We start from the raw sequence: 12,632 nt of genomic DNA, 5'->3' as shown, positions 1-12,632 counted from the left end.
GAACCGATCTGCATCGGTTCAGGCCGTAATAGTCAGAATGTTGCCTTTCTGATGGCGTGTTCAAGGTCGTTAATAATATCTTCTGGATCTTCAAGACCAACAGAAAGACGGATAAGTCCGTCGGTAATACCTGCTTTAAGCCGTTCCTCTGGCGCAACGGGCGAATGTGTCATAGACGCTGGGTGCTGAATGAGGGTTTCGGTGTCACCGAGACTGACCGCGAGGAGGCACAATTCTACAGAATTGATCATCCGTCTGCCAGCCTCGAGGCCGCCGGCGATTTCGAAGCTGATAATTCCTCCCGGCAGGCTCATCTGACGTTTACCCAGCTCATACTGCGGATGTGAAGGCAAGCCAGGGTAATACACGCGGGTAATGGCCGGATGCCCTTCAAGGAAGCGGGCAATTTTTAACGCGTTTTCACAATGGCGCTCCATTCGGATGCCCAGCGTTTTCACGCCGCGCAGCGTCAGCCAGGCGTTGAACGGACTCATGCAGCCGCCGGTGATATCTTTCAGCCCGACGAACCGTGCCTGGTCGATAAATTCCTGCTTGCCAACAATCACACCGCCAATCACGTCCCCGTGGCCGTTGATGTACTTGGTCACGCTGTGCACCACGATGTCGGCACCTAACAGCAAAGGTTGCTGGCAGTAGGGCGACATAAAGGTGTTATCCACGACCAGCAATGCGCCTTGCTGATGGGCGATCCCGGCGACCGTTTCAATATCAACCAGCGAGAGCGTTGGGTTTGCTGGTGTTTCGATATACACCACTTTGGTTTCCGGGCGCATGGCCGCGCGGATTTCTTCCGGCTTGGCGGCGTCGACGAAGCTGACGTTAATGCCGAACTTCGGCAGGCTGTGTGACAGAAAAGCGTGAGTGCAGCCGTAAATGGCACTGGCGGAAACGATATGGTCGCCCTGCTGGCAAAGGGTCAGCAACGAGGTGGTGATGGCTGAAATACCGGATGCAGTTGCCAGCGCGGCATCGCCTCTTTCCAGCACAGCCAGCTTTTTCTCCAGCGCGTCGGTGGTGGGGTTTCCAAGGCGCGTATAGATGTAGCCGGGTTCTTCAAGCGCAAAGCGGGCGGCGCCCTGTTCGGCACTGTCAAAAACGAAGGTTGACGTCTGGAAAATAGGCGTACTGAGCGCGCCAGTGGAAGGGTCGGGTTGTTGGCCCGCATGAACGATCTGGGTATTGAATCCGTAAGCACGACAGTCAGACATGATATCTCCTTTGATTCGGAACAGAACAGCTCACAGTCAAATAGCAATCGCTGTGCCAGAACATGAATGTATAGATATCAATGTGTTAGTAATTTAATCATTTGAGATGCCGTCAGGAAAGTTGCCAGCTGGCAAATAACTTTCCAGTTACGGCGAGATAAACGTGAATGCGAGGCTTCACGCAGACGGGGTACTGGCGAAGTGGTTGGGGTGATGTGTTACCGCAGAATCATCGATAAGCCGGGCTTGTCCGGTGAGGCGTAATCTTGCGGTCTTTTTCGCCTTTCTGTCGGTAACTTGCCACGCCAGGCGTCAAACCTGCGGCGAAAATACACGATGGGAACTTTTCAGATAGCGCCTCTCTTAATAACGCTATGATCGGGTATACTCTGACGGCAGTTTTATTTATCCATGGAGAGTCAGTTTGCGTGTCAGTCGCTCGTTAACAATTAAGCAGATGGCGATGGTTGCGGCCGTAGTCATGGTGTTTGTTTTTATTTTTTGCACCGTTTTGCTGTTTCATTTGGTACAGCAGAACCGCTATAACACGGCTACGCAACTGGAAAGTATCGCCCGCTCTGTACGTGAGCCCCTGTCGGCCACCATTCTGAAAGGGGATATCCCCGAAGCGGAGACGATTTTACGGCGAATTCAGCCCGCGGGCGTGGTCAGCCGTGCCGATGTGGTACTGCCGAATCAGTTTCAGGCTTTGCGGATGAGCTTTATTCCCGAACGTTCGGTCCCGGTAACGGTGACGCGTCTGTTCGAACTACCGGTGCAGATCTCGCTGCCGGTCTATTCTCTGGAGCGTTCTGCCAACCCACAGCCGCTGGCCTATCTGGTGCTGCAGGCAGATTCGTACCGTATGTACAAATTCGTGATGAGCACGCTCTCAACGTTAGTGACCATTTACTTACTTTTATCCCTGGTCCTGACGGTGGCGATCTCCTGGTGTATTAACCGCTTGATTGTGCATCCGTTGCGTAAAATAGCCCGAGAACTGAATGAGATCCCTCAGCAGGCGTTAATGGGCTACCAACTGGCGCTGCCGCGCCTGCATCAGGATGATGAGATTGGCATGCTGGTGCGCAGCTACAACCTGAACCAGCAGTTGGTGCAGCGCCGCAGCGAAGAGTTGAGCGACTATTCAATGCGTTTTCCGGTCTCCGAACTGCCCAACAAAACGTTTTTAATGGGGCTGCTGGAGCAGGTTGTATCCCGTAAGCAGACCACAGCACTGATGATTGTCACCTGCGAAACGTTGCGGGATACCGCAGGCGTGCTGAGCGAAACTCAGCGGGAAATCCTGCTGCTGACGGTTGTCGAAAAACTCAAGTCGGTACTGGCGCCCAGAATGGTGCTTACCCAGGTCAGTGGCTACGATTTTGCCATTATTGCGCATGGTGTGAAGGAACCCTGGCATGCCATCACATTAGGTCAGCAAGTACTCACTATCATTAATGAGCGTTTGCCTATCCACGGCATCCAACTGCGCCCCAACTGCAATATTGGGGTCGCGATGTTTTATGGCGACTTAACCGCAGAGCAGCTTTACAGCCGTGCGCTCTCTGCGGCACTCACCTCACGCCGGAAGGGTAAAAACCAGATTCAGTTCTTTGACCCGCAGCAAATGGAAGAAGCTCAGCAGCGTTTGACGGAAGAGAACGACATTCTTACCGCGCTGGACAACCAGCACTTTGCGCTGTGGATGCAGCCGCAGGTAGAAATTGCCAGCGGCAAAATACTGAGTGCGGAGGCGCTGTTACGGATGCAGCAGCCGGATGGAAGCTGGGAACTGCCGGAAGGGTTAATCGACAGGATTGAATCCTGTGGTCTGATGGTAACTGTCGGGTACTGGGTGCTGGAAGAGTCCTGCCGCCAGCTTGCTGCCTGGCAGGAGCGCGGTCTGATGCTTCCACTATCGGTCAATCTTTCTGCACTGCAGTTAATGCACCCGAATATGGTGTCAGACCTGCTGGAACTACTAAACCGGTATCGTGTGAAGCCCGGCACGCTGATTCTCGAAGTGACCGAAAGCCGACATATCGATGATCCCAACGCGGCCGTTGCCATTTTGCGCCCGCTGCGTAATGCAGGTGTGCGTATCGCGTTGGATGACTTTGGTATGGGCTACGCCGGTTTACGCCAGCTACAGCATATGAAGTCGCTGCCGGTGGATGTGCTCAAAATCGATAAGATGTTTGTCGACGGCGTGCCTGAGGATTGCAGCATGATCACGGCGATTATTCAGCTGGCGCACAGCCTCGATTTACAGATGATTGCTGAAGGTGTCGAAACCGAAGCCCAACGCGCGTGGTTGGAACAGGCGGGCGTGGAAGTGGCGCAGGGATTCTTATTTGCCCGTCCAGTTCCGGCAGATATCTTCGAAGAACGTTATTTAACGCAGTAATGGGCTGATTACAAAACTTAAAAAAGGGTGCGCTTGTGCGAGCCAGCTCAAAATTTTTAACATTTTTGTATCAATTATGATCTTTGTACATTTCTGTCATGTTGTGTGGGTGTTACTTTAGGGCCGCAGGTTAAATAAAACCTTACAAGACCTGTGGTTTTTACTTTAAGGACACCCTATGAAAACCTCAATATTCAAAAGCCTTTACTTTCAGGTCCTGACAGCGATTGCCATCGGTATTCTCCTTGGCCATTACTACCCTGAATTGGGCGCCCAAATGAAACCGCTTGGCGACGCGTTCGTTAAGCTCATTAAGATGGTCATCGCTCCCGTCATCTTCTGTACTGTCGTTACCGGCATTGCAGGCATGGAAAGTATGAAAGCAGTAGGCCGCACGGGTGCGGTTGCACTGCTTTATTTTGAAGTAGTCAGTACGATTGCGCTGATCATCGGTCTTATCATTGTCAACGTGGTGCAACCCGGTGCCGGGATGAACGTTGATCCGGCCACGCTGGATGCCAAAGCTGTCGCGATTTACGCTGAGCAGGCAAAAGACCAGGGGATTGTGGGCTTCCTGATGGATATTATCCCAGGTAGCGTCATTGGCGCGTTCGCCAGCGGCAACATCCTGCAGGTATTGCTGTTCGCGGTGATGTTTGGTTTCGCGCTGCACCGTCTGGGCAGCAAAGGCCAAATGATTTTCAACGTGATTGAAAGCTTCTCGCAGGTCATTTTCGGCATCATCAATATGATCATGCGCCTGGCGCCAATCGGTGCTTTCGGGGCCATGGCCTTTACCATCGGTAAATATGGCGTCGGTACGCTGGTACAGCTGGGGCAGTTGATTATCTGCTTCTACATCACCTGTATTCTATTTGTGGTGGTGGTGCTGGGGTCTATTGCTCGTGCAACCGGCTTTAGCATCTTCAAGTTTATCCGCTATATCCGTGAAGAATTGCTGATCGTTCTGGGGACATCATCTTCCGAGTCCGCGCTGCCGCGTATGCTTGATAAGATGGAAAAACTGGGCTGTCGGAAGTCGGTGGTCGGGCTGGTTATCCCTACCGGTTACTCGTTTAACCTTGATGGGACCTCGATCTATCTGACGATGGCGGCGGTGTTTATCGCTCAGGCCACGAACAGTCATATGGATATCTTCCATCAGATAACCTTGTTGGTGGTGCTGCTGCTCTCCTCGAAAGGGGCTGCGGGTGTCACCGGAAGTGGCTTCATTGTCCTGGCGGCGACGATCTCCGCTGTGGGCCATTTACCGATTGCCGGTCTGGCGTTGATTCTCGGTATTGACCGCTTTATGTCTGAAGCCCGTGCGCTGACCAACCTGATTGGTAACGGTGTGGCCACGGTCGTTGTGGCTAAGTGGGTGAAAGAATTGGATACCAAAAAGCTGGATGACACGCTGAATAACCGTGCGCAGGATGGCAAAACGCACGATTTATCCTCTTAATCTCGTCACTTCTGCCCGTAGTCCCTTGTAGGGCTACGGGCTCCTGCGCATAATTACCCCCTGTACCTGAAGCTGTCGATCCGATGGCTTCGGGATTTTTTCACTTCTTCCGTGACATTTTTATGTTTTCGCGGTCTAACACGAAGTGTTTTAACGTCATATTCAGAGAGTCCTGTTCAGGGCTGTCTTTTTATTACCAGGATTGTTGATCAGGGGTTCACATGCAGGGCACAAAAATTCGACTTTTAGCGGGCAGCTTGCTGATGATGGCCTCTGCCGGCTATGTGCAGGCAGATGCGCTCCAGCCTGACCCGGCGTGGCAACAGGGTACGCTGGCAAACGGTTTACAGTGGCAAGTATTAGCCACCCCCCAGCGCCCCAGCGACCGTATCGAGGTTCGCCTGCTGGTTAATACCGGTTCACTCACCGAAAATACACAACAGAGTGGTTTCAGCCATGCGATCCCGCGTATCGCGCTGACGCAAAGCGGTGGCCTTGATGCCACGCAAGCCCGTTCACTGTGGCAGCAGGGGTTCGATCCCAAGCGTCCCATGCCGCCTGTTATCGTTTCCTATGATTCCACACTGTATAACCTCAGCTTGCCCAACAGCCGTAACGACCTGCTGAAAGAGTCGCTCTCTTATCTGGCGACTATCTCCGGCAAACTGACCATCACGCCAGAAACCATCAACCATGCGCTGAGTAGCGAAGATATGGTGACAACCTGGCCGGTGGACACCAAAGAAGGCTGGTGGCGCTACCGACTGAAAGGATCAACGCTGCTGGGACACGATCCTGCCGATCCGCTGAAAACCCCGGTCGATGCTGAGAAAATCCAGTCGTTCTACCAGAAATGGTATACCCCGGATGCCATGACGCTGATTATCGTCGGCAACGTTGACGCACGTAACGTGGCAGAGCAAATCAACAAAACCTTCGGCGAATTAAAAGGTAAACGTGAGACTCCGGCACCGGTGCCGACACTTTCTCCGCTACGCGCTGAAGCGGTGAGCATTATGACCGATGCGGTACGCCAGGATCGCCTCTCCATCATGTGGGATACGCCGTGGCAACCGATTCGTGAATCTGCCGCGCTGTTGCGCTACTGGCGTGCTGATTTAGCCCGTGAAGCGCTGTTCTGGCACATTCAGCAGACGCTTACTAAAAACAATGCGAAAGATATCGGCCTCGGCTTTGACTGTCGGGTGTTGTTCCTGCGTGCGCAGTGCGCCATTAACGTTGAGTCACCGAATGATAAGCTGAATGCGAATCTGGGTACGGTGGCGCGTGAGTTGGCGAAAGTGCGTGATAAGGGGCTGCCGGAAGATGAATTTAACGCGCTGGTGGCACAAAAAAATCTGGAACTGCAGAAGCTGTTTGCCACCTATGGCCGAACCGATACCGATATCTTAATCAGCCAGCGCCTGCGCTCGCTGCAAAATCAGGTGGTGGATATTGCGCCGGAACAGTACCAGCGTTTACGTCAGAACTTCCTCAATGGCCTGACCGTAGAAATGTTGAATCAGGACCTGCGCCAGCAACTGTCGCAAGAAATGGCACTCATTCTGCTGCAGCCGAAGGGTGAGCCGGAATTCAATATGAAGGATCTGCAGGCGACGTGGGATGCCATCATGGCGCCGGTGGCCGCTGCGGCAGCGTCGGTTGAAACCGATGAGTCGCATCCTGAAGTGACGGATATTCCGCCAGTACAGTAGAGGGTATCGTAACCTGTAGGCCGGGCAAGCGAAGCGCCCCCGGCGTACCCAATGCCGGATGCGGCGTTAACGCCTTATCCGGCCTACAAGAACAATAAGTTACTGCGGCATTGCGTCGCGGGGAATAATCGCCCCGCGATGCTGAATCACCGTGCTGGCCGTCAGATGACCGCGTTTGGCGGCTTCTGCGGCATCACCACCGGTTAAGCGTACGGCCAGATACCCTGCGCTGAATGAGTCGCCCGCGGCAGTGGTATCAATCACTTTCTCTTTCGGCAGTTTTACCGCCGGTACATCAATGAGCTCTTCGCCATTGATAGACACCAGGCACGAGTCTGCGCCGCGTTTCACCACTACTTCTTGCACTCCGGCCGCGTGGGTACGGGCAATGACCTCAGCAACGGGTTTTTCACCCCACAGCGCGTCTTCATCATCCAGCGTCAGGAACGCGATATTGGTGCACTCCAGCATCTGCTGATACACCTGCTGCGTCTCTTCTTTACTGCTCCACAAGCGCGGGCGGTAGTTGTTGTCAAAAATGACTTTTCCGCCGTTGGCGCGGCATTCGCGCAGCAGTGACAGCAGTTTCTCGCGGCTGGTCGGGCTTAAGATCGCCAGGCTTATACCGCTCAGGTACAGGTAGTCGAACGTCGCCAGCTCTTCGCAAATGGCGGCGGATTGTTCACTCTCCAGCCAGAATTTTGCCGCGGCTTCATTACGCCAGTAATAGAAGGTACGTTCGCCGGTGCTGTCTGTTTCAATGTAATAGAGACCCGGAAGGCGATTGTCCATGCGTTGCGTTAATGAGGTATCGACGTTTTCGCCATGCCAGGATTCCAGCATCTGTTGGCTGAAACTGTCCGTGCCCAGCGCCGTGACATAGTGTACAGAAAGGGCCGCAGAATCGACCTGACGGGCGATATAAACGGATGTATTCAACGTGTCGCCACCGAAACCGCGCTGAACGTCTGCGCCTTTCTGTGACAGTTCAATCATGCATTCGCCAATCACGGCAATCTTGCTGGACATAGTCGTAACCTGCTCTGAAAAAAATTAACGGTAGTGTGCGCTGTGGGTGTTAAGTGGTCAACTATATTAAAACATCGTTCCATTAATTTTTTGAGCCAACGCGTATTCTGCGCAATTTTTTTGCTGCCTGGTTTTTATTTTGCGATGTGCTGAACGTAAAGTTCTGCGCCCGAGCGCCGATAACCTTTGACGAGTCCGGTCAGTCACACTCTTATTTACAGGACATCTCAGATGATAAAGCAGGTTACCCAGCAGCTAATTACGCCTGATGCGAGTATCGAGAGCTTGCTGGAGAGACGCTATTGGCTGCAGTGCGAGCGTGCTTACACCTACCAGCCGATTTACCAGACCAATGGGCGGCTGATGGCCGTTGAACTGCTGACAGTGGTGAGCCATCCTGACAATCCTGCCCAGCGTCTTGCGCCGGACCGCTATTTTGCCGAAATAGCCGTACGTCATCGTATTGACGTGGTGAAAGAGCAGCTTCTGCAACTCCAACTGAAAAGCGACTTTTTCAGAGCCCACGACCTGCTGGCGTCGGTGAACGTCGATGGCCCGACGCTGCTGGCGATGCGCCAGGATCCCGACATACTGAAAATCATTGAATGCCTGCCGTGGCTGCGCTTTGAACTGGTGGAGCATATTCGTTTACCGAAGGGAGCGTCATTTGCCTCAATGTGCGAGTTTGGCCCGCTTTGGCTGGATGACTTTGGCACCGGGATGGCGAATTTCTCCGCTCTGAGCGAAGTCAGCTATGACTACATTAAGGTAGCGCGGGATCTGTTTATTATGCTGCGCCAGACGCCGGAAGGCCGCAACCTGTTCACACTGCTGCTGCAGTTGATGAACCGTTATTGCCGCGGTGTGATTGTTGAAGGTGTGGAAACACTGGAAGAGTGGCGCGACGTGCAAAACTCACCGGCGTTCGCTGCGCAGGGCTATTTTCTCTCGCGTCCGGTTCCCCTGAATACCCTTGAAGAGGTGATATTGTCGCTGTGATGTTGGCGTCATCGGCCTCCTTTTAACCCTGCTGGACTATCTTTAGAACAGGCAAGGAAGAAAGTGAGGAGGTAAAAGATGACGAAAGCAGGCAAAATAACCATAGCAGTATCAGGGGTTTTCTTGTTGTTGATCGTCGTACTCATCATCGTGATTGCGACATTTGACTGGAACCGGCTCAAACCGACCATCAACCAGAAAGTCTCTACTGAACTCAACCGACCGTTCGCGATACGCGGTGATTTGGGCGTCGTCTGGGAACGCCAGAAGCAGGAAACCGGCTGGCGAAGCTGGGTTCCGTGGCCGCACATTCATGCGGAGGATATTATCCTCGGCAACCCGCCGGATATCCCTGACATCACCATGGTGCATCTCCCGCGCGTTGAAGCCACGCTCGCGCCGCTGGCGTTGCTGACCAAAACGGTCTGGCTACCGTGGATTAAGCTGGTGAAACCGGACGCGCGGCTTATTCGCCTGTCGGAGAAAAACAACAACTGGACCTTTACCCTCGCGGGGAGTGAAAACCCCGATCCCAACACCCCGCCTTCAGCCTGGTCATTTCGACTCGATAATATTTTGTTCGATCAAGGACGTATCGCCATCAACGATAAGATCACCCAATCGGAGATTGAGATCGTCGTTGATCCGCTGGGCAAACCGTTGCCCTTTAGCGAAGTGACGGGAACGAAAAGCACAGAAAAGCGTGCCAACGTTGGCGATTACGTTTTCGGCCTGAAGGCACAAGGGCGGTATCGCGGTGAACCGCTAACCGGCAGTGGAAAAATCGGTGGGATGCTGGCGTTACGCGGCGAAGGCACACCGTTCCCGGTGCAGGCCGATTTCCGTTCAGCTAATACGCGGGTGGCCTTTGTCGGTGCGGTAAATGACCCGATGAATATGGGCGGCGTCGATCTTCAGTTGAAATTCTCCGGTGATTCGCTCGGGGATTTGTACGATTTGACCGGCGTTCTGCTGCCGGATACTCCCCCCTTTGAAACTGACGGGCGGCTGGTGGCCAAAATAGGCAGTGAGAAATCTGCCGTATTTAGTTATCGCGACTTTAATGGCCGCATCGGCGACAGTGATATTCACGGCACGCTGGCTTACACCACCGGCCAGCCGCGCCCGAAACTGGAAGGCGACGTTGAGTCGCGCCAGCTGCGGCTGGCGGATTTAGGGCCGCTGATTGGCGTGGACTCCGGTAAAGGTGCACAACGCGCCAAACAATCTGAACAGCGTAAAGGCGAGAAGAGCGTTCAGCCCGCGGATAAAGTCTTGCCGTATGACCGTTTCGAAACCGATAAATGGAACGTGATGGATGCCGATGTGCGCTTCAAGGGACGGCGTATTGAGCACGGCAGCAGCCTGCCGGTAAGCGATCTCTCCGCCCATATCATCCTGAACAATGCCGACCTGCAACTGCAGCCGCTGAAATTTGGTCTGGCAGGAGGCAGCATCGTCTCTCGCATTCATCTGGAAGGGGATAAAAAGCCGATGCAGGGCCGGGCGACTATTCAGGCGCGTCGTCTGAAGCTGAAAGAGCTGATGCCGGATGTGGAACTGATGCAGAAAACGCTCGGTGAAATGAATGGTGATGCCGAATTTCGCGGGAGCGGGAATTCGGTGGCTGCGCTGCTCGGAAACAGTAATGGCAACCTGAAGTTGTTGATGAACGATGGGTTGATCAGTCGAAACCTGATGGAAATAGTGGGGCTGAATTTGGGCAACTATATCGTCGGACAGATATTTGGTGATGACGAAGTGCGAGTGAACTGTGCGGCGGCGAATCTGGACATCGTCAATGGCGTTGCGCGCCCGCAAATTTTTGCTTTTGATACCGAAAATGCGGTTATCAATGTTACCGGAACAGCGAGTTTTGCCTCTGAACAGCTGGATTTAACCGTCGATCCGGAGAGTAAAGGCATTCGTATTATTACGCTGCGTTCACCGCTGTATGTTCGCGGGACATTCAAAAATCCACAGGCCGGAGTGAAAGCAGGGCCGTTGATTGCGCGTGGGGCCGTCGCCGCGGCACTGGCAACGCTCGTCACGCCGGCTGCCGCCCTGCTGGCACTCATCTCACCGTCAGAAGGTGAGGCTAATCAGTGCCGGACGATTTTGTCGCAAATGAAGAAGTGATGTCTGGCCGGATGTTTACCCGGCCTGGATTTCATGCTCAACGTAGGCCGGATGAGGTGGTTACACCGCCATCCGGCAAAAGAATCACAACGACTGATGACGCGTCTCGTGGATTAACAGCAGCGCGATCAGCGTTAATGCGGCCATCGATGCCAGATAAATCCCGACGGCCGGCAAACCATAGTTACCTTGCAACCATGCCGCGATGTAGGGGGCCACGGACGCGCCGAGAATCGATGAAACGTTATACGAGAACGACGCGCCCGTGTAGCGCACCTCGGTCGGGAACAGCTCCGGCAGCAGCGCGCCCATCGGGCCGAATGTCAGCCCCATCAGGCTCAGCCCCAGCAGCAGGAAGACAAAGACCAGCGACGGATTGCCAGAACCCAGCAGCGGTTTAAAGGCGAACAGGGCGAACAGAATGATAAGCGTGGTGATGATGAGCATGCTCTTGCGACGACCAAACGCGTCGGCCAGCAGTCCGGCAACCGGGACCATCACGCCAAAGCCAATCACCGCCATCATCAGCATCCACAGGACTTCATTACGCGGTAAACCAAGGCCCACAGGGGCGGCGGCGGTACTGAAGGTCATTGAGTAAACGGTCATGATATAGAACAGCGTATAGGTCGCCAGCATGATAAACGTGCCGAGGATCGTGACGCGAACATGTTTTGTCAGCAGGGTTCCCAGCGGGATCTTAACCTGCTTTTTCGCTGCCGCGACTTTGGCGAACACCGGGGATTCATGCAGTGAGACGCGAACGTACAGACCGATAATCACCAGTACCGCAGAGGCTATAAACGGTACACGCCAGCCCCAGCTCATAAACTGCTCATCGGTCAGCAGCCAGGAGAGCAGCAGAAACGTGCCGTTGGCAAAGAAGAAGCCGATCGGTGCGCCCAACTGCGGGAAGGACCCATAGAGCGCCCGTTTGCGCGGTGGGGCATTTTCTGTGGCCAGCAATGCAGCACCGCCCCATTCACCGCCAAGACCCAATCCCTGACCAAAACGCGCCAGTGCCAGCAGGATCGGGGCGAAAATCCCAATCGACGCATAACCCGGCAACAAGCCGATAATCACCGTCGAGATCCCCATGGTCAGCAGCGAAGCAACCAGCGTGACCTTACGCCCGACGCGGTCGCCGAAATGTCCGAACACCGCCGAGCCGATCGGCCGCGCCACAAAGGCGATAGCAAAGGTGGCGAGAGACTGCAGCGTGGCCGCCGCCGGGTCGCCCTGCGGGAAGAAGATATGGGGGAAAACGATCACCGCGGCGGTCGCGTAAATATAGAAGTCGAAGAACTCAATGGCGGTACCGATGAGTGAGGCGACGACGACTTTATTGCGCGAATTGACCGGGGTGTGTTCCTGTTCGTTGTCGAGCGTTGTGGCGGTTGCTTGCATAATATTTTCTTATTTTTTGTCGAACGAACGGTCATATTACGCACAGCAAAAGAGACATTTCAATCTGTAACAAACGTTGCGCTTGGTCAAAAATCGGGCAAAAAGGGGATAATGTTTAGGCCGAAGATTTCGCTTCTATGAAATGCTTCACATAATTTAAAACTTGGATGATAAAACTGGTTTTTGGTTAAATAAAAGTTACGGGTTGGATTTATTCACTGAATCAGTGAGAGCGGGCG

Annotated in this window: 8 protein-coding genes; 5 read left to right on the top strand and 3 right to left on the bottom strand. The window is 53.8% G+C overall.

The window, feature by feature from the left end; all coding sequences use genetic code 11:
• Positions 1-32: 32 nt before the first annotated feature.
• Entirely contained in the window at positions 33-1,229 is a 1,197-nt protein-coding gene (gene megL / locus FDW95_RS11165) for a methionine gamma-lyase (protein WP_096759168.1), read from the bottom strand.
• 424 nt (positions 1,230-1,653) lie between these two features.
• Between megL and hmsP the strand changes: the two genes are divergently transcribed.
• The 3 genes from hmsP to FDW95_RS11150 all read left to right on the top strand — a co-directional run bounded on the left by hmsP (position 1,654) and on the right by FDW95_RS11150 (position 6,819).
• Positions 1,654-3,639: a biofilm formation regulator HmsP gene (gene hmsP / locus FDW95_RS11160; protein ID WP_096759169.1), complete on the top strand. Its 1,986-nt coding sequence runs from the start codon at positions 1,654-1,656 to the stop codon at positions 3,637-3,639.
• Positions 3,640-3,817: 178 nt separating this feature from the next.
• The gene (locus FDW95_RS11155) at positions 3,818-5,104 is read left to right on the top strand and encodes a dicarboxylate/amino acid:cation symporter (RefSeq protein WP_115257217.1); all 1,287 of its coding nucleotides are present in this window, start codon (positions 3,818-3,820) and stop codon (positions 5,102-5,104) included.
• A gap of 221 nt (positions 5,105-5,325) precedes the next feature.
• Complete coding sequence (locus tag FDW95_RS11150) at positions 5,326-6,819, top strand: pitrilysin family protein (protein WP_115257218.1); 1,494 nt, start codon at positions 5,326-5,328, stop codon at positions 6,817-6,819.
• A 99-nt stretch (positions 6,820-6,918) separates the two neighbouring features.
• Here the strand turns inward: FDW95_RS11150 and FDW95_RS11145 are convergent, their stop codons facing one another.
• Positions 6,919-7,848, bottom strand: a complete 930-nt coding sequence (locus tag FDW95_RS11145; RefSeq protein ID WP_096759172.1) for a sugar kinase — start codon at positions 7,846-7,848, stop codon at positions 6,919-6,921.
• Positions 7,849-8,079: 231 nt separating this feature from the next.
• Between FDW95_RS11145 and pdeH the strand changes: the two genes are divergently transcribed.
• Positions 8,080-8,847, top strand: a complete 768-nt coding sequence (gene pdeH, locus FDW95_RS11140) for a cyclic-guanylate-specific phosphodiesterase (RefSeq protein ID WP_096759173.1) — start codon at positions 8,080-8,082, stop codon at positions 8,845-8,847.
• A gap of 78 nt (positions 8,848-8,925) precedes the next feature.
• A complete protein-coding gene (locus tag FDW95_RS11135) occupies positions 8,926-10,986 on the top strand; it encodes an AsmA family protein (RefSeq protein WP_115257219.1) in 2,061 nt (686 codons plus the stop codon).
• Between the two features lie 84 nt (positions 10,987-11,070).
• On the opposite strand, the gene FDW95_RS11130 is transcribed toward FDW95_RS11135, so the two are convergent.
• Positions 11,071-12,393, bottom strand: a complete 1,323-nt coding sequence (locus tag FDW95_RS11130; protein WP_115257220.1) for an MFS transporter — start codon at positions 12,391-12,393, stop codon at positions 11,071-11,073.
• Positions 12,394-12,632 lie beyond the last annotated feature (239 nt).

Source organism: Citrobacter sp. wls718, from assembly GCF_005280945.1.
Classification (GTDB): domain Bacteria; phylum Pseudomonadota; class Gammaproteobacteria; order Enterobacterales; family Enterobacteriaceae; genus Citrobacter; species Citrobacter gillenii.
Note: the sequence above shows the minus strand (reverse complement) of the source record. Positions and strands in the feature narration are given on the sequence as shown.